This window comes from Cetobacterium sp. ZWU0022 (genome assembly GCF_000800875.1).
GTDB lineage: Bacteria > Fusobacteriota > Fusobacteriia > Fusobacteriales > Fusobacteriaceae > Cetobacterium_A.
This window is the reverse complement of the sequence record NZ_JRJZ01000017.1, coordinates 18,453-39,658: the sequence shown is the minus strand read 5'-3', so window position 1 is coordinate 39,658 and position 21,206 is coordinate 18,453. Positions and strand designations below refer to the sequence as shown.

The 21,206-nt window shown below is 29.9% G+C and carries 19 protein-coding genes and 1 riboswitch; of the genes, 9 read left to right on the top strand and 10 right to left on the bottom strand.

Annotation, left to right across the window (positions count from 1 at the left end; translation table 11 throughout):
- Positions 1 to 32 precede the first annotated feature (32 nt).
- Positions 33 to 1,205 (bottom strand): iron-containing alcohol dehydrogenase, encoded by a 1,173-nt coding sequence (locus tag L988_RS01425; protein WP_047380814.1) that lies wholly within the window; start codon positions 1,203 to 1,205, stop codon positions 33 to 35.
- A gap of 11 nt (positions 1,206 to 1,216) precedes the next feature.
- Complete coding sequence (locus L988_RS01420; RefSeq protein WP_047380811.1) at positions 1,217 to 1,825, bottom strand: Crp/Fnr family transcriptional regulator; 609 nt, start codon at positions 1,823 to 1,825, stop codon at positions 1,217 to 1,219.
- Between the two features lie 116 nt (positions 1,826 to 1,941).
- On the opposite strand from L988_RS01420, the gene L988_RS01415 reads away from it, so the two are divergent.
- The 7 genes from L988_RS01415 to asrC all read left to right on the top strand — a co-directional run bounded on the left by L988_RS01415 (position 1,942) and on the right by asrC (position 8,117).
- Positions 1,942 to 3,255: a thymidine phosphorylase gene (locus tag L988_RS01415; RefSeq protein WP_047380808.1), complete on the top strand. Its 1,314-nt coding sequence runs from the start codon at positions 1,942 to 1,944 to the stop codon at positions 3,253 to 3,255.
- 43 nt (positions 3,256 to 3,298) lie between these two features.
- On the top strand, positions 3,299 to 3,964 hold the full coding sequence (gene deoC, locus L988_RS01410) for a deoxyribose-phosphate aldolase (protein WP_047380805.1): 666 nt from the start codon (positions 3,299 to 3,301) through the stop codon (positions 3,962 to 3,964).
- A 1-nt stretch (position 3,965) separates the two neighbouring features.
- Positions 3,966 to 4,631 carry a Crp/Fnr family transcriptional regulator gene (locus tag L988_RS01405; protein ID WP_052191631.1) on the top strand — a complete coding sequence of 222 codons (666 nt, stop codon included), beginning with the start codon at positions 3,966 to 3,968 and terminating at the stop codon, positions 4,629 to 4,631.
- Positions 4,632 to 4,699: 68 nt separating this feature from the next.
- A complete protein-coding gene (locus L988_RS01400) occupies positions 4,700 to 5,179 on the top strand; it encodes a DUF1456 family protein (RefSeq protein ID WP_047380803.1) in 480 nt (159 codons plus the stop codon).
- A gap of 142 nt (positions 5,180 to 5,321) precedes the next feature.
- Positions 5,322 to 6,329, top strand: a complete 1,008-nt coding sequence (asrA, locus tag L988_RS01395) for an anaerobic sulfite reductase subunit AsrA (protein ID WP_047380801.1) — start codon at positions 5,322 to 5,324, stop codon at positions 6,327 to 6,329.
- A complete protein-coding gene (gene asrB, locus L988_RS01390; RefSeq protein ID WP_047380798.1) occupies positions 6,322 to 7,116 on the top strand; it encodes an anaerobic sulfite reductase subunit AsrB in 795 nt (264 codons plus the stop codon). Before asrA ends, asrB begins: the two co-directional genes overlap by 8 nt.
- 8 nt (positions 7,117 to 7,124) lie before the next feature.
- A complete protein-coding gene (gene asrC, locus L988_RS01385) occupies positions 7,125 to 8,117 on the top strand; it encodes a sulfite reductase subunit C (RefSeq protein WP_047380797.1) in 993 nt (330 codons plus the stop codon).
- A gap of 68 nt (positions 8,118 to 8,185) precedes the next feature.
- Here the strand turns inward: asrC and L988_RS13190 are convergent, their stop codons facing one another.
- Complete coding sequence (locus tag L988_RS13190) at positions 8,186 to 9,268, bottom strand: metallophosphoesterase (RefSeq protein WP_052191630.1); 1,083 nt, start codon at positions 9,266 to 9,268, stop codon at positions 8,186 to 8,188.
- A gap of 174 nt (positions 9,269 to 9,442) precedes the next feature.
- Here L988_RS13190 and L988_RS01375 point away from each other — a divergent pair, with 174 nt between their 5' ends.
- Positions 9,443 to 10,174, top strand: a complete 732-nt coding sequence (locus L988_RS01375; protein ID WP_047380795.1) for a hypothetical protein — start codon at positions 9,443 to 9,445, stop codon at positions 10,172 to 10,174.
- Between the two features lie 52 nt (positions 10,175 to 10,226).
- On the opposite strand, the gene L988_RS01370 is transcribed toward L988_RS01375, so the two are convergent.
- The 7 genes from L988_RS01370 to nagE form a co-directional block, all read right to left on the bottom strand.
- The gene (locus L988_RS01370) at positions 10,227 to 11,003 is read right to left on the bottom strand and encodes a formate/nitrite transporter family protein (RefSeq protein ID WP_047380793.1); all 777 of its coding nucleotides are present in this window, start codon (positions 11,001 to 11,003) and stop codon (positions 10,227 to 10,229) included.
- A 136-nt stretch (positions 11,004 to 11,139) separates the two neighbouring features.
- Positions 11,140 to 11,538, bottom strand: a complete 399-nt coding sequence (locus L988_RS01365; protein ID WP_047380792.1) for a hypothetical protein — start codon at positions 11,536 to 11,538, stop codon at positions 11,140 to 11,142.
- A 59-nt stretch (positions 11,539 to 11,597) separates the two neighbouring features.
- On the bottom strand, positions 11,598 to 13,073 hold the full coding sequence (locus tag L988_RS01360; RefSeq protein ID WP_052191629.1) for an ABC transporter substrate-binding protein: 1,476 nt from the start codon (positions 13,071 to 13,073) through the stop codon (positions 11,598 to 11,600).
- Between the two features lie 11 nt (positions 13,074 to 13,084).
- Positions 13,085 to 13,858, bottom strand: a complete 774-nt coding sequence (murI, locus tag L988_RS01355; protein WP_047380787.1) for a glutamate racemase — start codon at positions 13,856 to 13,858, stop codon at positions 13,085 to 13,087.
- A 29-nt stretch (positions 13,859 to 13,887) separates the two neighbouring features.
- Positions 13,888 to 16,917, bottom strand: coding sequence for an SbcC/MukB-like Walker B domain-containing protein (locus L988_RS01350; protein ID WP_047380785.1), 3,030 nt, complete (start codon positions 16,915 to 16,917; stop codon positions 13,888 to 13,890).
- On the bottom strand, positions 16,904 to 18,079 hold the full coding sequence (locus L988_RS01345) for an exonuclease subunit SbcD (RefSeq protein ID WP_047380783.1): 1,176 nt from the start codon (positions 18,077 to 18,079) through the stop codon (positions 16,904 to 16,906). The genes L988_RS01350 and L988_RS01345 overlap by 14 nt, the downstream gene beginning before the upstream one ends.
- 139 nt (positions 18,080 to 18,218) lie before the next feature.
- The gene (gene nagE, locus L988_RS01340; RefSeq protein ID WP_047380781.1) at positions 18,219 to 19,676 is read right to left on the bottom strand and encodes an N-acetylglucosamine-specific PTS transporter subunit IIBC; all 1,458 of its coding nucleotides are present in this window, start codon (positions 19,674 to 19,676) and stop codon (positions 18,219 to 18,221) included.
- 220 nt (positions 19,677 to 19,896) lie between these two features.
- Positions 19,897 to 19,956, top strand: a riboswitch (Fluoride riboswitch).
- Between the two features lie 41 nt (positions 19,957 to 19,997).
- Here nagE and L988_RS01335 point away from each other — a divergent pair.
- Positions 19,998 to 21,200, top strand: coding sequence for a sodium:proton antiporter (locus L988_RS01335; protein WP_047380779.1), 1,203 nt, complete (start codon positions 19,998 to 20,000; stop codon positions 21,198 to 21,200).
- Positions 21,201 to 21,206 lie beyond the last annotated feature (6 nt).

The window sequence follows — 21,206 nt, the reverse complement described above, 5'->3', positions numbered from 1 at the left end:
GAAGTTCTCTGTGCTTTTATTTTTATAATTTTTTAAAGAGCTGAACTTAAAATTTCTAAAACATCTTTAAATTCTAATTTTTTCATAGTTCCAATCGGTCCTAACCTAGTTGCTCCTGCAGCCATCTCCTCAAGTTTTGAGCTATCAATATCCACTTCAGCTAAAGTTGAAGGTACATCAAGTGAGTTGAAAAACTCTCTGGTTTTTTGAATAACTTTTCTTGCAACTTCAAAGTCATCATCTCCAAAAATCCCCCAAACATTGTTAGCATAATCTACAAATCTATGAACATTCTCTTTATCTAAAACATATTCCATCCAGTAAGGTGTTAAGATACCAAGACCAATACCGTGAGTGATGTCATATTTAGCACTTAATTCATGTTCAATTTGATGAGTTGCCCAATCTGTTGATTCTTTTCCAGATGAAGTGAGTCCATTTAAAGAGAGAGAACTTGCCCACATGATGTTGGCTCTAGCTTCATAGTCAGTAGGATTTTCATATGCGATAGGCCCATAATGAATAACAGTTTTAAGTAAACCCTCCATTATTCTAGCTTGTAGATATCCTTTTTTGTCAGGTGAAAAATATTGTTCAAAAAGGTGACTCATTATATCTACAACTCCTGCAGCAGTTTGATATTTATTAACTGTAAATGTGTAAACAGGATCTAAAATAGAAAAAACAGGTCTTAAAATATAACTTCCAAAACCTAATTTTAGATTTTCGTTTGGATTTGATAAAACACTATTTCCATTCATTTCACTTCCAGTAGCGGCAAGAGTTAAGATTGATGCAATCGGAAGTGCTTCAGTTAAAAGATGAAATTTTTTATCCACACAAAGATCCTGCCAAATATCTCCGTGATATTTAGTTTGAGCAGCTATTCCTTTAGCACAGTCAATAGTACTTCCACCTCCAACAGCTAAAATAAGGTCTAATTTATATCTTCTACAAAGATCAGCACCTTCTCTAACTGTTTCAATTCTAGGATTTGGATCTACTCCTGAAAGTTCAATAACTTCAATATTTTCATCAGTTAATCTTTTTAAAACTTCATCATACAATCCATTTTTTTTAATACTATTTTTTCCATAAAGAAGTAGTACTCTTGAGGCATATTTCTTAACCTCTTTACCTACATTTGAAACTTGACCTTCTCCAAATAATATTTTAGTAGGAACATCATAAATAAAATTTTTCATAAACCCCTCCTCTATAACATTTTGATAGAATTTCTATCTTTGAAAATAGTTTTATTTTTAACATAAAAAGCGATTATTCTTGTTAAATTTCGATAACTTATATTTAGTCTACCAGAAAGTTCATCTAGAGATTTAAATATAATCTCTCCGTCATTATCTTCAATATATTTTAAGAAAATATCTTTAGCTTTTAAAGTACTTTTGTAAAAAATAGCTTTATTTGTATTTAATAATTTTTTATTTCCTTCTATAGCTAAAAATTTCCAAAAATGTATATTTTCATTTAAGAGTTCTCTAGCAATTATAAAAGGAAGAAGAATAACGCTCACGTCACTTTTGGCTACAACATCAAAAAGAACTTCTTGCTTGTTAATAAATTCAATATCACCAAAAATTTCTAAAGGTTTTAATATATTTAAACACACTTGATTCCCATTATCTAATATACATGAAACTTCAACAGTTCCTTCAACGATAAAATAAATACTATTGGTTCCTTTGTGAGCTTCTAAAATATACTCTCCTTTTTTATAATGTTTAAGATGAAGTTTTTCTTGAACTTCTTTTGTTAAAATGTCGTCTAATTTAAATAAACTTATATAATTCATTATTTTATTCATAAATTCTCCTTATTGGGCCATATGTCCTATCTATTGTCTAAGAATTTATATATCATAAAAATAGAAAAAATACTAGAAAAATATATAAAATATTAAAATAAAACGAGGTGGAGTAGATGAGAGCGGTAGATATTATTCAAAAAAAGAGAGATAACATTGAGCTTACAGCAGAAGAAATGAGTTTTTTATTGGGAGAATACTTGCAAAATAAAATTCCAGATTATCAAATGTCATCATTTTTGATGGCTGTTTATTTTAATGGAATGACTAAACCTGAATTGAAAGTATTTACAGAACTTATGATGAATAGCGGTGAAGTTATTAAATTTGATGGAATAGAAAAATTTTTAATAGATAAACACTCTACAGGTGGGGTTGGAGATAAGACTACAATAGCTTTAGCTGGTCTTTTTGCAGCTTTTGGAATAGGAACTGCAAAGTTATCAGGTAGAGGGTTAGGACATACTGGTGGAACGATAGATAAGTTTGAAGCGATTCCAGGATTTGTTTTCCCAGAAACAAGAGAAGAGTTAGTGAAAATGGTAAATACAGTTGGAACAGGAATAATGGGGTATTCGGATACAATTGTACCTTTAGATAAAAAATTATATTCATTGAGAGATGTTACAGCAACAGTTTCAAGTATACCTTTAATAGCAAGTTCAATAATGAGTAAAAAGTTAGCGGTTTATGCTGATGGAATAATACTAGATGTTAAAGTTGGGTCTGGAGCCTTTATGAAAAATATTGATACAGCTAAAGAGTTAGCAAGAACGATGATAGATATAGGAGATTCATTTGATAGAAAAGTAGTGACTTTACTAACAGATATGGATCAACCTTTAGGATATGCAGTTGGAAATAGTAATGAGATTATTGAAGCTATAGAGACTTTAAGAGGAAGAGGGCCAGCAGATTTTACAGAGCTTGTTGAAACTATTGTGGCAACAGCTCTTCAAATAAAAGGTGATGTAAAAACTTTAGAAGAGGGAAAAGAATGGGTTGCAGAGGTTATTAGTAATGGATCAGCAATTCAACATTTAAAGGACTTTATAGAGGCAGCAGGAGGAAATCCAAAATTAGTTGACGACTACACACTTCTTCCAACATTTAAATCTGAGTTTGAATTTAAATCTAAAAAATCAGGTTGGATAGCTAAGATAGAAGCAGAAGAGATAGGAAAGGCTGCTATGGTTTTAGGAGCAGGAAGAGCCACAAAAGAGGATGTAATAGATCATTCGGTTGGTGTTTTACTTACAAAAAAAGTTGGAGATTATATCGAAGCTGGAGAGACATTAGCTATAGTTCAACACAATGACAAAAATTTAGAGTCATCGATAAAGTTTTTAGAGGGTGCATATACGATAGTAGATGAAAAAGTGGAAAAAAATAAAGTTATTCTAGAAATTTTATCTAATATTGGGTTATAATAAAGTAATTAAATTTATAAAAATTTAGGAGGAAAGAGAAAGAATGAATTTAAGCAGATATATTGATCATACAGTATTAAAAGCTACAACAGAACCAAAGGATATTTTAAAATTATGTAAGGAAGCAAAAGAGCACAATTTCTTCTCAGTTTGTGTAAATGGATCTTATGTAAAATTAGCAGCTGAGCAATTAAAAGGTTCAGAAGTAAAGGTTTGTGCAGTGATAGGGTTCCCATTAGGTGCTATGTCAACAGCTTCAAAAGTTTTCGAAGCAAAAACTGCTATAGAGGATGGAGCTTCTGAAATTGATATGGTAATTAATATTGGAATGTTAAAAGCTGGAGAAACTGAGTATGTAAAAAATGAGATAGCAGCTATAAAAAAAGCTATAGGTACAAATGTTTTAAAAGTTATAATTGAAAACTGTTACTTAACAGATGATGAAAAAAAAGTTGCTACAAAACTTTGTTTAGATGCTGCAGCTGACTTTGTAAAAACATCTACAGGATTTGGAACAGGTGGAGCTACTTTTGAAGATATCGCACTGATGAAAGAGATTGTTGGAGATGCGGCTCAATTAAAAGCTGCAGGAGGAGTTAGAGATTTAGCTACTGCAGAAAAATATATATCTTTAGGTGTAACAAGATTAGGAACAAGTTCTGGAGTTGAGTTAGTGACTACAGGAACTGCGGATCCAAATAAATACTAATATGAATACAGAATATTTAAGCAATTCTTTATCAAAAGAGTGTTTAAATGATTTACTAAGAGTTTCTCACTGCCAAGAATTTAAAGGAGGGGAAACTCTTTTTTTAGAACACTCATTTTGTGAAGAGGTATATTTTGTGATTAGTGGAAATGTTACAGTTTATAAAGATAATTCAGATGGAAAAAGAAAAATAATATATCTTTTAGGAGAGGGATCATTTTTAAATGATACAATAATTTATGAAGAGAGTGAAAAAACAAGTATTAGCTGTGACGCTTTTACAGATGTTAAAACGCTTATAATTCCAGTTAAAGAACTTAAAAGATTAATTATAAAGTATCCAGATTTAGCTATATTGATAATCAAATCTCTTTCAAAAAAAACAAAACGTCTATATAGGCAGTTAAAAAATACAACGACAATATCTATGGATAAAAAAATTGCAGCGAAATTGTGGAAACTTTCAAAAGATTTTGGGTATGAAGTAAAGGAATTTCACGGATTTACGGTAAAAGTAAATAATACCTATTTAGCAGATATGCTTGGAACGAATAGAGAGACCGTTTCAAGAGGAATTAAAAAATTAAAAGAGTTAGGTTTAGTTAAAGTTGAAAATAATGCAATCTTTATTTTAAAATCTAAAATTAAAGATTTTTATAGACAGTAGATTTATATAGGAATACTTTTAAATTTGTGCTATAATTATGAGTAAATTTAAAATATCAGGAGGAATAAATGACAAATAATGACGTTCTAAGAAGAGTTAGATACGCTTTAAGAATAAACGATAAAGCTATGCTAGAAGTTTTCAAATTAGGAGGAATGAAACTTTCTTTAGAGGAGTTAACTGCTCTTTTAAGTAAGCCAGAAGATGATAATTTCAAAACTTGTAACAACCAAACTTTAGATGTATTCTTAAGTGGACTTATAACTTACAAAAGAGGACCACAAAAACCAGGAGCTGCAAAAGTTGAAGAGGTTGTTCCTAACAATAAAAATATCAACAACCATATTTTAAGAAAGTTAAAAATAGCTTTAGCTTTTAGAAGTGAAGATATGATTGATGCATTCCAAACAGGTGGACTAAAGATGTCTGAATCAGAATTAAGTGCTATTTTCAGAAGACCAGATCACAAGAATTACAGAGAAGCTGGAGATAAATATGTAAGAGTATTTATAAAGGGAATCACTGAACTTTTCAGAGGAGAGAAATAATAAGATTACAAAAGATTAGTAATTGATCTTAAAAAAATTTATTTTTTGTCAATATAGAGATGTGTGACTAGAGTCACACATTTTTTTCTATATAAAGTAATAGAATGATGTATAAAAATACTCAAAATTAAGAGGTGAAAGAATGAAAAAATTATTAACAAATGATGAGTTTAATAGTGTGTTATTAAACCTATCTAAAGAGTATGATATCTATGCTCCAGTTACACTTCCTTTTAAGGGAACGTTCTCAGACACTGATTTAGTTAAATATGAAAAGATAACTACATTAGAAGAGATTAATTTAAAAGATAAGAGTTATTATTCAGCTAAAGAGATTCTACTACCTATAAGACAAACAATATTTTACTTTAATGAAAATGAATTTAAAAAGCCAGAGGGAAGAACAAAAAAAGCTCTAGTAATATTAAGAAGCTGCGATTTACATGCAATTGAAAAAGTAGATAATATCTACTTAAATAATAAATTTAGCGACGAATACTATGCTGACGCTAAAAAAATGGTAAAATTTGCTGTAATGGGCTGCCCAGGAAAAGGTTGGGAGAGCTGTTTCTGTGCTTCAATGGGAACAAATAAAACAGATAACTACAACTTAGGATTAACATTCAAAGATGGAGAGGTTTACACAGATGTTAAAGATGAAGAGCTATTAAACTTCTTTGATGCAGGGAAAAACGAGGAGTTCGAAATGGAGTTTGTAACAGAAAACGTTGAGAAAGTTACAGTTCCTGAAAATATCGTTTTAGAGGATATAATAAATGATGAGATGTGGAGAGATTACGACAGATGTATAAAGTGTGGAAGATGTAACTTTGTATGTCCAACTTGTACTTGCTTCACAAGTCAAGATATCTTCAATAGAGATAACTCTAAAACTGGAGAGAGAAGAAGAGTTTGGGCTTCTTGCCATGTAGATGGATTTACAACTATGGCTGGAGGACATGAGTTCAGACAAAAATCTGGAGATAGAATGAGATTTAAAGTTATGCATAAAATTTCTGATTATAAAAAGAGATTTGGAACTCATATGTGTATAGGGTGTGGAAGATGTGATGATGCTTGCCCAGAATATATCTCATACATCAACTGTATAAATAAACTAAGTAAAAAGTTAGGTGATAAAGATGAATAATATATATATGCCTGAAAGAGGAGAGATATTATCAATAGTTCAAGAGAGTTCAATAGAGTGGCTATTTAAAGTTAAAACAACTATAAAGCCATTAGCTGGACAATTTATACAGTTATCTATTCCTATGGTTGGAGAGGCTCCTATATCGGTTGCTGATTGTAATCATGAAGAGGGATGGATTGAGTTTTTAATAAGAAAAGTTGGAAAGGTTACAGACGCAGTATTCAACTTAAAACCAGGAGATTCTATATTTTTAAGAGGAGCATATGGAAACTCATTCCCTATAGATACTTATAAAGGTAAAAGAGTTATAGTTGTTGCAGGAGGAAGTGGAACAGCACCGGTTAGACCATTAATAAAACAACTGATAGATGATAAAGAAACTGATATCGAGCTAATTTTTGGATTTAAAGATCAAGATTCTATCCTATTTAAGAAAGAGATAGATACATGGAGAAAGAAAGCTCCTATGATTTTAACTGTAGATAAAGGTTGTGGAATTGATGGAGAGTGTGTTGGTTTAGTTACTGAATATATACCTCACCTTAGATTGAACGAAGGGTTCGATAACTTAGAAGTTGTTATAGTTGGACCACCAATGATGATGAAATACTCTGCTTTAGAGTTTTTAAAGCTAGGAATTCCTGAAGAGAAAATTTGGGTTTCATTCGAAAGAAATATGTCTTGTGCTGTTGGTAAATGTGGACATTGTAAAATTGATGAAACATATGTTTGTTTAGAAGGACCTATATTTAATTATGTAAAAGCTAAGAAGCTTTTAGATTAGGAGGAGACATGGCTTTAGAATTAAGTAGAAAAAGTTTTACGAAAAATGCATTTAGAATTACGAAAGAGAGAAAAAAGACAGCTTTAAGAGTTAGAGTTCCAGGTGGAGAAATAACAGCTGAGTTACTACTTAAAGTTTCTGAAATCGCTTCGAAATATGGAAATGGAAAAGTTCATATAACAACTCGTCAAGGGTTTGAGATAAAAGGTATCGATATAACTATGATCGATGAAGTAAATAAAGAGATACAAGTTTTAATAGATGGATTTGAAATCAACCAACCAAATGGAGAGGGAAATGGATATCCAGCTGCTGGAACTAGAAATATAACAGCTTGTATAGGAAATGGTGTTTGTCCTAAAGCTCAATATAACACAACAGAGTTTGCTAGAAAGATAGAGAAAGAGGTTTTCCCTCATGATTTCCATTTTAAAATAGCTTTAACTGGTTGTCCTAACGACTGTATCAAAGCTAGAATGCATGACTTTGGTATCGTAGGTATGGCTATGCCTCTTTATGAGAAAGAGAGATGTGTATCTTGTGGTGCTTGTGTTAAGAAGTGTAAAGGATTATCTACAGGTGCTTTAAGTGCAGAGAATTATACTGTTGTGAGAGAGCATAGTAAGTGTATTGGGTGTGGAGAGTGTGTTTTAAACTGCCCTACATCAGCTTGGGTTAGAGATGAGAAGAAATACTATAGATTAGCTATCATGGGAAGAACTGGAAAGAAAAATCCAAGACTTGCTGAAGATTGGTTACTGTGGGCTGACGAAGAGAGCATCATAAAAATAATCAAGAATACATATAAATATGTTGATACATATATCAACAGAGCATTGCCAAAAGAGCATATCGGATATATCGTGGATAGAACAGGATTCCATGAGTTCAAAAAATTTGCTCTTGAGGGTGTAAATTTAGAAAATGTTACTATCGAAAGAAATATGGTTCATTGGAATGGAATTATCTATTCTGGTGCTGAAAACGATATTGGAAAGTAGATAAAATTAAAATAAATAGAAAACCAGCACAGTCTCTTTAACTATGCTGGTTTTTTAGTTAGCATTTTTTAATTGGCTTTTAAATTCATAATAAACATCTCACTTTGGCTACCTATTCTATAAGGAATCATCCAAGTTCCCAAACCTGAGCTAACATATGAATGAGTGTTATTAATTTTTTTGTAACCTCTAGAGTTTTCATACATATGATCCACTAAAAGATTAAATGGGAAAATTTGTCCTCTGTGTGTATGCCCTGAAAGATAAAGATCAATTTTTTCACCATTCAATTCTCTTAAAGATTCAGGGTTGTGATCCACAACGATAATGGTATTCTCAGGATTTATATTTTTTAAAAGTTCGTCTAGATTTTTTCTGTTTCTGTTGTGTCTATCATCTCTACCAATAATAGTGATACCTTCAATTTCTGTGGATTCATCTCTTAATATTTTAATTCCGAGATTTTTAATGTATTCTATATTTTCATCGATTCCACCATAATACTCATGGTTTCCTAAGGCTAGATATATGCCGTGTTTGAAAGATGTTTCATCAATTATACTTTTGATATCGTCGTTGACTGTTTTATATGTATTATCTAGAAAATCACCACCGATAAGAACTAATTCAACCCCTTCAGACTCCATATTTTTTAATGATTCTCTAAGTTTACTTCCATCAAATTTTGCATTCAGATGAATATCGCTAATAAAAGCGAATTTTAAATCTTTATTTAAAGATCTATTTTGTAAAGGAACCTCATAATTTTGTACTAAGATATTTTCAAAGTTTTTATTTCCTAAATAATAAAGACCTATAAAGCTAATAATTATAAAAATATTGAAAAATATTTTTCTCTGAGCAATCAATCCTAGTAAATCTATAGAAAAAAGTTTTGCTATAAATGACACTAAAACTATAGAAACAGCTCCAATAAGAATATAATTTAAATAAAATAAATAATGACCCAATACAACTTCAAACATTTCATTTCTATTCTCTCTTAAAAAATAAAAAAGAATAAACGGTAAGAAACTTATAAGAGGAATAATTAAAAAGAACCATAAACTGCCATAAACTTTATAAAAGAAAAATGCTGCTGTTATTATAAATAAAACTACCGGAAGTAGTCTTTGTAAAATAAAAATCATATTGCCTCCACTTTGTAATTTAAATGTTTAGAATATAAAAATATTATATCACTTAGAGTTGACTCGAAGTCAATAAAATTTAGAAAAACTTAAAAATGATTCTTGTTTTTTTAAAAAAAATAGAGTATATACAGTAGTAATATGCAACTATCATATTTTGAGGGAGTGGTTATAATGATGAAAAAATGGATACCTTTGTCGTTCGCAGCAATTTTAATTTGTGGTTCTATAACATCTTTAGCAGCAGAAAGTAAAGTTTATCAAGGATTAGGACATTCAAAAAATTTCAGAGTAGGTCCAGGAAAAGATAGTGAAGGACATCAAGTTTATAGTTTTAACTATATTGATGCTTCTGTAATATTTGATGCTGATGGAAAAATTATAAATGTGATTGTTGATGCTTTAGAGGTTAGTTCTCCAAATTATGATGGTGAAAGTATGCCACATTTTTCTGGGTGGCCTGGAACAGAGGGATATAATTTAACTGATCATAAAACAAAAACAGTTGTTGGTAAAACTGAAAACAGTGTTGAAAATATTTCAAATGAAGTTAATAGCTGGAAAACTAAAAGAGAGCGTGGAGCTACCTATGGAATGAATCCTAGAAATGAATGGGATAAGCAGATGGATTATTTCCAAGAAAAGTTTAAAGGAAAAACAGTTGACGAACTTGAAGATAATTTTGCAAAGATGTATTCTGATGTTAATGGAAGACCTTTAAAAGAGCGTAGTGCAAATGAAAAAGATAAAGAAAAATTTGCTAAATTAACTGATGCTCAGAAAAAAGAAGTTGCTGATATAACTGCGGGAGCTACAATGAGTTTAAGAGATAGTCACGGAGATATTTTAGAGGCAATAAAAAAAGCATATGAAAATCGTATTGAAGTAACTATTCAAAGTAAATAAACTATAATAAAAAAATGGAGACTTTAATTTTGTCTCCATTTTTGTTTATTAATTAGTCTTTTTTAGATACATAGAAGTATGCTGCTGCTAATCCAACTCCTCCAACAATATTTCCAAGAGTTACAGGGATTAGATTTGTAATCATTCCCATGAAGAATTGAGGTTCTTTAAACATTAAAGCAGAGAAAAGAGTCATATTTGCGATACTGTGCTCTAATCCTATAGTAATGAATGCGAATAGACACCACCAAATCATGATTAGTTTTCCTGACTCAGATGTCATTTTTATTGAACACCAAACAGCTAAGCAAACAAGGATATTACAAAGAACACCTCTGTAGAAAAGATCCATGAATGGAGCAGTAGCTTTTAAAGTAGCTATAGTCACCATAAATTTTCCAACACTTTCTGCACCAGGAACAAAATGAACAGTTAAGTTAGTCATTGAGAAGAACCATCCACAAAGTATTGATCCAAATAGATTTCCAAAATAACATACAACCCAAAGTTTTATAGTATCTGCCCAAGTAGTTTTCTTTGACAGTGTAGATATTGTCATAACAAAGTTGTTTCCAGTAAATAATTCGCTTCCACACATAATAACTAAACTAAGTGCAACTCCGAAACAAGCTCCCATAAGAGTTCTAGCACCTAATGGTCCAATAACTGGTGCAGCTAATCCACCAATAGAGAAAATTAATAAAATTCCTAATCCAACAAAAAATCCAGCAAAAGTTGATAATACGAAGTATTTTCCTAAGCTATTTTTTAAAAAATTACTCTTAGCAACACCTGCGTTTGCAACTTTTTCAATCGTTTCTAAAAACATAGAATCCTCCTAAAATAAATAATATACTAGCATTTTATACTAGAATAAAAAAAATGTGGTGTGACAAAAATCACACCATTTTATTTTGAGTAAAAAAAGATTTTTTAAGGATTAAAATGTAATCCAACTGTACTTTTTAAAAGAAAACATTGCAATATCTTAAATCGACATTCCAAAGCAATTTTATATTTCTCTTTGTGCATTCACAAGCATGAATAGCATCGAAGATAGTTTCTAAGTTGTAATGTCTAACAATGTAAGACTCAACACAGACATCTAAAGTAGTTTTTCTCTCTCTTAGATTGCAAGGATAAACGATTACGATTTCTTCTCTTAGTTTGTTAAGCTTTTTTAAAATATCCAAGGTAATATCATTTATATTTTCAAATCTGTGAAGAACGTTATTTTCTCGATCTAAAATAAGTCCCTCTCCTATATGAAACATATTTTCCTTTACGATATTTCTGTAAGAGTTAGTTAATTTTTCATAAGCTATAATCATGGTATCAACCCCTTCTATCATCTTAATTACCATATTTATTACCTCATATATACTTTAAAGTCAAATGTTTTCCTTTAATTTGAATCATCATTCTAATATATACTTCCTAAAGAGTAATCATGTATTGGGATGGGATATAGATTGAAACCTTTTATTTTTTTATTAAGTGCACCATTTAAATCTCTGTAAAATAACATAACTTCACTATTGTTAGCAACAATTATCTCTTGGATTTCCTCATATATTTTTTCTCTACTTTTTAAATCTAAGGTTTCACGAGCTTCTTCTAAAAGAGAATCTACTTTTTTATCGCTGAAAAAAGTTCTATTTCCAGGGGCACCAAAAGCGTTGGTATGATGTGTTGGATAAAGCGCGTAATCTGAATCACCTGTAACACTTCCCCAAGATCCTATAAACATATCAAACTCACCTTCATTTGTTTTCAGCCAATATATACTAGGTTCAAGAATAGCTATTGAAACATCTATTCCAACTTCTTTTAGATATGCCGCAATTATTTCAGCAGTTTGAATATCTATTCCAGAGCTCATAGTTGCTAAAGTTAAAGATGTTCCTTTTATTTTTTTTAGAAGAGTGATAGCTTCATTTTTATTGTAACTTAAATTTCGGGTATTGGGATTATGACCTTGAACTCCCTCTGCTACGGGTGAATTCGCAATTTTCCCCTCTCCATTTAAAACTGTTTCTAAAATAGCTTCTTTATCTATAGCTAAATTGATACCTTTTCTAATATCTGGGTCTTTAAAAATTTCTTTTTTTAAATTTAATCCCATATAAGTATATGAATATGATGGAATCGACATAAACTGAAGATTTTCATTTTTATCAACTGTAACCTTATCTTGTGGAGGTAAAGTAAATGCTATATCAGCTTCACCTGTTTCAAGAGCAATAGTTCTATTAGTGGCTAACGGTATTGTTTTTATATTTATCTTTTCATATGTTGGTTTAGTATCGAAGTAATTTTCAAATCTATTTAAAACTAACCCTTCACCCGGAGCCCAGCTTTCTAAAATATATTTTCCACTTCCCATAGGATTTTCAACGAGAGCTTTTGGATTGTTAGTTACATATTTTTTACTGACAATGCTTAGCGCAGGATGTGTTAATTGGTCTATAATAGCTGAAAATGGCTTTTCCAAGATCATTTCGAAATTATGCTCATCTATAATAACAATATCTTTAATAGGTGGTAATAAACCTGCTATCCTTGGAGATTTTTTCATTCTATCAAATGAAAATTTGACATCCTCCGATGTCAATTTATCCCCATTTTGAAAAAGGATATTTTCCTTTAGAGTAAATTCTATTTTTTGATTATTAATAAATTTATAACTTTTAGCAACTCCAGGGATAGTTTCCATATTATGGTTTTTTTCTAAAAGTCTAGAGTAAAGTAATCTATTTATTCTCAAGGAGAATCCATCATTTCCGAAATGCGGATCAAAAGTTCTTGGATCACCTTCTTGAACTACATTGATTGTTGCTGAAAATATATTAATGGTAAAAAGTAGCATAAAAAATAAAAGTAGTTTAATCCTCTTCATAATATGTTCTCCTATAAAATAATTTTTTCTATCTCCTGAATCTCTCGACCTAGAAACTCTTGAGCAACTTTTTTAAATTTTTTACAATCACCACTCACATAGAATTTAAGGTATGGAGTTTTAAAATATTTACCTTCTCCGATTAATTTTTTTAAAGATTTTGCTGTCTCTTTAGCGGGATCAACAACCTGTCCTTTAAAATATCTCATTATATATTTTTGAATTAAAGGATAGTGAGTACATCCTAAAATTAAAGTATCTATCTCCTCTGGAAATTGATTTAAGTAACTTTGAATTAAATTATTACTTTCATAATTATCTTCCCATCCCTTTTCAATCATACCAACAAAAAGAGGGCATTTAATACTATATACTTTTATAGATGTATCTTTTTTTTCAATAGATTTTTTATATATATCCATTTTTATTGTAGCTGGAGTTGCAATAACTCCAACCATTTTATTTTTTGTAATTTTAATTCCCTCGTTAGATCCATTTTCAACAACTCCAACAACAGGAATGCTATATCTCTCTTGCATAATATCCATTGCTGCACCAGTAGCAGTGTTACAAGCTATAACAAGAGCATCCACTTTTTTTTCGTTTACTAAGAAGTCTGAGACCTTTAAACAAAGAGAACGAATTTCATCAATCTCTCTATCTCCATAAGGAGCATGTAAACTATCACCAAAATAGATGATATTATCGTAAGGAAACTCTCTTAACACCTCTTTTAAAACTGAAACTCCCCCTACTCCAGAATCAAATACTCCAATTGTTCTCATTAAAACCTCACATTCTTTTTTTATGATTTTTATATTAATTTTATTGTACTACCTATTTCTCCCGGTATTGCAGTAGAAACTTCAAGTCTTCTTGGTATTCTTATTTTTAAATCCTCAACATGACTTATAATACCAATCTTCATTTTTTCTTTCCATCTAATCTCTTCTAATATCTCAATAACTCTATCTAATAAAACACTATCAAGTGTTCCGAAACCTTCATCTAGAAAGAAGAACTCCAATTGAATTTTACCCTTTAGTTGTAATTGCCCTGATAATGCTAAGGCTAATACAAGAGATACAATAAAAGTCTCTCCACCAGAAAGTGTTGAGCACTCTCTCGAGTGATTACTATTAAAGGTGTCAATTATTATAAAATCACAGTTATTATCAACTTTTAAAAGATATCTTCCTCTAGTTATTTTTTGTAATCTTTTTGACGCTTCATATGTTATATAATCTAGACGTTTTCTAGCAAGGAAGTTAACGAACTTTCGTCCTTTAAATCTTTTTTGAAGAAGTAGAAGATCATCTTGTTTAAGAGTTAGCATTTCAATCTCTTTTAATAACTCATGAGCTTCTTCAGCTAGGAGTTCTATTCTATTCAAATTACTTTTCAATTCTGTAGTCTCTTTAATTAAAGAGTTTTCTTTTTCAGATAACTCTTCTAGATATCTACTCAAAAACTCCCATCTTTCAGAATTAAACTCTCTATTGCCAATATCAGATAGAATCTCACTTTTTAAATGGTTATATCTAGTATAACTATTTTCAAATTCTGAAATCTTATTTTTTATAGATAAGTAGATATCTTCATTTAAAAGATATGAAAGAACTTCGTCTTTTGAATTGAATCCTTTAGAAATTATGGTTTCTTTTAAACGATTATCTTTAATCTCAAAGTTGCTTTCAGAGTTGCTTATTTTCTCTTTCAAGGTAGCAACACCTATATTCTTAGATTGAACATTCTCTAAAATAGAAAGAAGGTTATTTTTAATTTTTCTTAATTCAATCTCAGATGATTCTTTAAAAGAGAGAAGAGTTCTATACTCTTTATCCATATTTTCTAAAATATTTTTTTCTTTTAAAATTGACTCTAAAATAATCTCATTTGAATTTGAAAATATGTTGTTAAACTTTAGAGAGGATAGATTCTCTCTCTCCTTTGATATTTCATTTTCATAAACCGTAACTTTTTGTAAAGAATCTTTTAGTGTCGACTTTCTGTGAGAGATGTTTTCATCTAAGTTAGATATGCTAGAAATTAGAGTTGTTATAGAGCTATGTAAATCTCGTTCTTTTCTAACTGCTTCGCTTTCAATATCTTTCAAAGATTTCAACTCTTTTTCTTTCAGTATTAAAGTCTCTTTTAAACTTTCTATATTTTCAATATCTCCAATTCTTAATATATCTGCATTTACATATTCAATCTTTGTCTCTATCTCTATTAATCTCTTTTCTAAAATAGTTTTCTCATTAATATTTTTTTCGAGAATAGATATATCAATATGATGAGTAGCTTTTGCTAAATCTGGATGCTCTTTTGATCCACATACGGGGCAATTATCTCCATGATTCAGATGTTGAGCTAATTCGAAAGCATGATTTTGAAGAGTTTGTTTTTGAAGCTCCGTAACTATTTTATCTATTGCAGAAAACTGATGTAATAAATCATCTTTTTTTTCTAAATAGTTTCTTAAATCTTTTTCTAAATTAGATTTATTTAAATTTTTCTCTGTTTCAATTCCAAGTTTTGTTTTTATATCTGCAATATCTTTTTCTAAAGTAGATATTGTGTTTGAATCAATTTTTATTAATGAGTTTAACTCGTTCTCTTTAATTTCTAATTCAATTTTATTTTTTGTAACTTTTTCTTTAAACGATACAATCTCTTCCTCTATTTTTTTATTAGTTGAAGAGATCTCTTTTAATAGTTTTTCTTTTATTTCAATCTTATTAAGATATCCCTCGGCTTTTCTAAGAGAATCAAGTGCTTCATAATCAACTTTTTTCTCTGAAATTTTTTGATTTATCTCTTCTATTTTTTTATCGAAAGATTCTTCCTTATTTTTTTCTAAATCTAGAATTGCATTTTCTTTATCTAAAGATATTTGAAGATTTTTTAAATCGAAGTTATTTTGAATAATCTCACATTTAATTTTTTCTAACTCTTCAATTAAAACTTTTAAAGAGCTTGCAACTTCGTGTTTCAAGACATCATTTTTATTTCGTTCGATCTCCTCTTTTACTAAATCTAATTTTAAAAGTTCAGAACTATATAGTTCTAATTTTTCAAAAAGAGTCTTTATATTATTTAATTCTGAGAATTCAGATGTTAAAGTTTTTTTCTCAACTATAATTTGAGTAAGTTCAGAGTTTTTGATTTTTAAATCAGATTTAAGGGTGTTTATAAGTTCAATAGAGATATCTCCTTTTCCTTTAATCTGATTTTGAAGCGAACTTATACTTTCTTTTAAATCATTCAGACGAAAACTTATTTTATTTGACAAGTTCGTACCATATTTTTCTAAATCGAAAATATTTTCAAGCATACTCATTTTATCTGAACCTTTAAGTTTTAAAAACTCACTAAACTTTCCTTGAGGAAGAACAACTGATCTTGTAAAATCATTAACTCCTATTCCAAAGTATTCATTTATTTTACTTTGAACATTTGTTACAGTATCAGCAACTACGTCACCATTTATCTTTAAAATTGGTTTCGCTTGCTCAAATTTTTCTTCACCCTTCCGAGTATATTTCTTCTTATAGCATCTATCTATTTCAAATAAATTCTCACCTAAAGAAAATTTAAAATAAACTTCTATGCTGTCACTGTCTTGATTTAGACATGGTCTTATTCCATTCCCACTATTTCCCATAGTTCTAGGTATTTTATCAAATATTGCAAAAATCATAGCATCTAAGATTGTTGATTTCCCACTTCCGGTTTCTCCAAATATACCGAAAAGGCCAAGAGAAGTAAGCTCATTAAAATCTATAGTTTGTTTTTTAGAGAAACTTTGTAGTCCACTTATTTCTAATTTAATTGGTTTCATCTTTTTCTCCCTCCTCTAAAAGCTCTAAGAAAAGTTTCAAAATGTTGTCATTTGGAGCTAAACCTTCACTTTCCTCTTTAAAAAACTCTATAAAAGCCTCTTCCAGGTTAGTTTCGTTATATAACGTAACTTCGTTTTCTTCCTCATTTACCTCTATAATTGGGATAATCTCTAAAATATTTTTATTGGATTTAATTTTTCTGATTGCTGAATTTGTTAGAGGTTCATCTAATTTTACTTTTAAATATATCCATTCGTTTTTATCTAAAAGCTCATTGGATTTTTGAATCGCTTCTTCAGCTCCATTTACAAGATACTCTTTTATAGGTTTATAGTTTGATATCGGTATCTCTTTTATAACACTTGAATCTAAAGAGATGTCCACAACAAAAACTTTTTTATCAAATCTATTTTCAGTAACTCTATACTCCAATGGAGATCCACAGTAGTATGCATTTTTATTTTTAAATACCATTGGCTTATGAACATGTCCTAAAGCTATATATTCAACTTTTGGTAAATCACCTGTAGAGATAGCTCTTGAACCACCTAATTCAAGTGCAACCTCTCCTTCTCCCATAGAACCAGCTACATATATATGTGTCATAATAGCTGTTGGAATATTTTCATCATTATAAGAGACTCCCTCTTCTAAAATCTCTTTTATTCTCAGGTTAAATTTTTTCTCTTCAAATGTTTCATTTAAAATAGCCTCACTAGGAAATGGCAAATTATATAGATAGATTTTTTTTTCATTTTTCTCAATAAAAATTCCTCCTGGAGAATTCTTATATATATTTAAAGAGCCATACCTTCCTGTCTCTATCTTTTGGAATGCTGTTTCATATATTATAACACCATAATCTTTTGCTAGATGGCTAACCGCATTTAATCTTGCTGGATTATCGTGATTTCCTGGAATTATTATAATTCCAACATTTCCATTCAAAGAAAGTTGTTTTATGCTATCAAAAAATAATTTTTCAGCTTCAGCAGATGGATTGTATGTATCGTAAATATCACCCGCGAGAAACACAAGATCTATTTTTTCATTTTTTATTATCTCTTCTAAGTCATTTATAAATAATTTTTGCTCTGTTATTCTAGATTGACCCTCTAGTTTTTTACCTAAGTGCCAATCAGAAGTATGAAGTATCTTCATATCCCCCTCCTAAAACTATTCTTATTACAGTTTACCACTGAATGGATCAAAATTCAAATTTAAACAAAATAAAAAAGGATTGAAATTTTATGTTTCAATCCTTTTTAACTTTTTTAACTTTTTATTTATTTTTTAGGTATTATTTTCCAGTTAATCTTTTTAAAGCATTTGCTACGAATTCAACTTGAGTTCCAACTATAACTTGTACTGAAGTTTTTCCAGCTTTTAATACACCAGCAATACCTAACTTTTTAATTTCAGAATCTTGAACTAAGCTATTATCTTTTAATTCAAGTCTCAATCTTGTAATGCAGTTATCAACAATAACTATGTTATCTACTCCACCTAAAAGAGGGATTAGTTTTTCAGCTAACTCATCATTTGTTGTTGGTTTAGAAGAAGTTGTTTCATCATCAGATGAATCTTCATCTTCTCTTCCTGGAGTTTTTAAATTCATTCTAGTTATAACTGCAGTAAATATTACATAATAAAGTACGAAGAATACTAATCCTTGAATTATTAACATATACCAGTTAGTAGCTAATGGGTTTCTAGATGATAATAGCATATCTATTAAACCAGCTGAGAATCCAAATCCAGCCATCCAATGCATAGATGCTGCTATGAATAAAGATATACCAGTTAAAATAGCATGAACTAAATATAATCCAGGTGCTACGAACATGAAAGCAAACTCTAAAGGTTCAGTAACCCCAGTTAAGAAAGTTGCAAATCCAGCAGCAATCATGATTGATTTTATTTTATCTTTATTTTCAGGCTTAGCTGTTTTTACGAATGCAAGAGCAGCTCCTAAAAGTCCAAACATCATTATTGGGAAGAATCCAGCTTGGTACATTCCTGTAATTCCAGGAATTCCAGTTCCGTTAGCGATAGATTGTGCTCCACCTAAGAATTTAGGAATATCATTTATACCTGCAACATCAAACCAGAATACAGAGTTTAATGCGTGGTGTAATCCAACAGGGATAAGTAATCTATTTAAGAATCCGTAAATTCCAGCTCCAACAGCTCCCATTCCACTGATTGCTTCTCCAAAGTTTACTAATCCATCATAGATTGTTGGCCAAACATACATTAAAATGAATGAAACAAGAATCATAACGAAAGATGTTATAATTGGAACCAATCTTTTTCCACTGAAGAAAGAAAGAGCTTTTGGTAATTCTACATCACTAAATCTGTTGTATAAAGCTGATGATATAACTCCAACTAAAATTCCTATGAATTGGTTGTTGATTTTACTAAATCCTGCAGGAACCTCTTCAATTTGCATAATTTGTCCTACAGCACCTGGTGATAAAAGAGTAGTGATTACAAGGAATCCAACTAAACCAGTTAAAGCAGCTGAACCATTTTTATCTTTAGACATTCCAAAGGCAACTCCAACAGCAAATAGAATTGGCATTTGATCTATGATAGCAGCTCCTGATTTAATTAGAAACGCAGCTAAAGCACTGTTTCCTCCCCAACCAGTTGGGTCAATAAAGTAACCTAAACCTAATAAAATTGCAGCAGCAGGTAATACTGCAACAGGAACCATTAGTGCTTTACCGATTTTTTGTAAATAACTAAACATACATTCCCTCCTAAATATATTTTTTTTGAAATTTTATTTCTAACATATTTTATAATAAAAGAATTATTATGTCAAGAACGATTTATATTTTTATAGAACACAATAACTATAATATATACAAAAAATATTGCATAAATCCTTGTAGAATCTGTGTTCAAATAAATAAAAAATTAATTTTTTTATTTACTTTATTTTAATATATGATATAATAATTCTAGGTTAATAAATAGGCGATGGAGTTCGCCATTAAACGCGTAAAGCTAATGACTCCTACTCTTTTTTAAGGGTAGGAGTCTTTTTTATTTTAAGGAGGAAGAGAAAATGCATTATATTATTACTTTAATTTTTTTCATTTTTTTAGCAATCTATTCAAATTTTTTAGGTAAAATTGTAGAAAAATTTAAAATACCATCTTTAATAGGGATGATGGTTGCAGGGGTTTTGATTGGACCATATGGATTTGATAAAACACCTGAGTTAGCTCTAAGCTTTGCACCTTTGTTAAAAGACATCGCTTTAGTCATAGTTTTATTTATTGGTGGTCTTGGTATTGGAGCAGATCAAATAAAAAAAATAGGACGACCGGCAGTTTTACTTAGTATTATTCCAGCTACATTAGAAGGATTTGCAGTAGCTTATCTTTCAACAATTTTTTTAAATTTTACATTTATCCAGGGTGCTATTCTAGGATTTATAATAGCTGCAGTTAGTCCGGCTGTACTTATTCCATCGATGGTAAATCTTATTGATAAAAATGTTGGACAAAAGAAATCTGTTCCACAACTACTTTTAGTTGGAGCTTCAGCAGATGATACAATAGCTATAACTCTATTTACAACATTTTTAGCTATATATTTTCAAAAGATTGATGGAGGAAGTTTTGATATGAAAACTCAACTTTTGACTATTCCACTTTCAATTGTAGTTAGTTTACTTATAGGATGGGTCGTTGCTTTTATTGGAAAAAAATCATTTTTAAATATTAAGAACTCTAGTTTTAAATTGATTGTAATATTTAGTCTGTGTATCTTACTAAGATTTATAGAAAACAAATATCATTTTTCTCTATACAATTCATTACTTAGTATTATGTCTCTAGGGTTTTTTATTCGTTTCTATTATAGTGAAAAATATAAAGAGATTCATAAAGGAATGAATTCTATTTGGAAATATGGAAAAATATATCTGTTTACATTTGTAGGAATGGCAATAAATCCAGGACTTGTAGGTGGATACTTTTTTATAGGTTTAACTATTTTATTTTTCTCACTTTCAGTAAGATCATTAGGAGTTTTAATCGCCTTAATAGGAACTAATTTAACTTATAAAGAAAGGCTTTTTTGTGTGATAGCATATCTACCAAAAGCAACAGTTCAATCTGCAAAAGCTGGAATACCTTTGCAAATGGGAGTTGTGGGTGGAGAAATTATGCAAGCCATAGCTATATTGAGTGTATTAATAACAGCTCCGTTAGGTGCGATAGGAATAAACTCAACATATAAAGAGTTATTAAAAGATTCATAAAATAAA

What these genes read in the sequence shown, in the direction of transcription:
- L988_RS01415 (WP_047380808.1), top strand. Translation starts at nt 1,942, where the DNA reads ATGAGAGCGGTAGATATTATTCAAAAAAAGAGAGATAACATTGAGCTT.
- L988_RS13190 (WP_052191630.1), bottom strand. Translation starts at nt 9,268, where the DNA reads ATGATTTTTATTTTACAAAGACTACTTCCGGTAGTTTTATTTATAATA.
- deoC (WP_047380805.1), top strand. Translation starts at nt 3,299, where the DNA reads ATGAATTTAAGCAGATATATTGATCATACAGTATTAAAAGCTACAACA.
- L988_RS01350 (WP_047380785.1), bottom strand. Translation starts at nt 16,917, where the DNA reads ATGAAACCAATTAAATTAGAAATAAGTGGACTACAAAGTTTCTCTAAA.
- L988_RS01420 (WP_047380811.1), bottom strand. Translation starts at nt 1,825, where the DNA reads ATGAATAAAATAATGAATTATATAAGTTTATTTAAATTAGACGACATT.
- L988_RS01370 (WP_047380793.1), bottom strand. Translation starts at nt 11,003, where the DNA reads ATGTTTTTAGAAACGATTGAAAAAGTTGCAAACGCAGGTGTTGCTAAG.
- L988_RS01405 (WP_052191631.1), top strand. Translation starts at nt 3,966, where the DNA reads ATGAATACAGAATATTTAAGCAATTCTTTATCAAAAGAGTGTTTAAAT.
- L988_RS01335 (WP_047380779.1), top strand. Translation starts at nt 19,998, where the DNA reads ATGCATTATATTATTACTTTAATTTTTTTCATTTTTTTAGCAATCTAT.
- asrB (WP_047380798.1), top strand. Translation starts at nt 6,322, where the DNA reads ATGAATAATATATATATGCCTGAAAGAGGAGAGATATTATCAATAGTT.
- L988_RS01360 (WP_052191629.1), bottom strand. Translation starts at nt 13,073, where the DNA reads ATGAAGAGGATTAAACTACTTTTATTTTTTATGCTACTTTTTACCATT.
- asrA (WP_047380801.1), top strand. Translation starts at nt 5,322, where the DNA reads ATGAAAAAATTATTAACAAATGATGAGTTTAATAGTGTGTTATTAAAC.
- L988_RS01365 (WP_047380792.1), bottom strand. Translation starts at nt 11,538, where the DNA reads ATGGTAATTAAGATGATAGAAGGGGTTGATACCATGATTATAGCTTAT.
- asrC (WP_047380797.1), top strand. Translation starts at nt 7,125, where the DNA reads ATGGCTTTAGAATTAAGTAGAAAAAGTTTTACGAAAAATGCATTTAGA.
- L988_RS01345 (WP_047380783.1), bottom strand. Translation starts at nt 18,079, where the DNA reads ATGAAGATACTTCATACTTCTGATTGGCACTTAGGTAAAAAACTAGAG.
- murI (WP_047380787.1), bottom strand. Translation starts at nt 13,858, where the DNA reads ATGAGAACAATTGGAGTATTTGATTCTGGAGTAGGGGGAGTTTCAGTT.
- nagE (WP_047380781.1), bottom strand. Translation starts at nt 19,676, where the DNA reads ATGTTTAGTTATTTACAAAAAATCGGTAAAGCACTAATGGTTCCTGTT.
- L988_RS01400 (WP_047380803.1), top strand. Translation starts at nt 4,700, where the DNA reads ATGACAAATAATGACGTTCTAAGAAGAGTTAGATACGCTTTAAGAATA.
- L988_RS01375 (WP_047380795.1), top strand. Translation starts at nt 9,443, where the DNA reads ATGATGAAAAAATGGATACCTTTGTCGTTCGCAGCAATTTTAATTTGT.
- L988_RS01425 (WP_047380814.1), bottom strand. Translation starts at nt 1,205, where the DNA reads ATGAAAAATTTTATTTATGATGTTCCTACTAAAATATTATTTGGAGAA.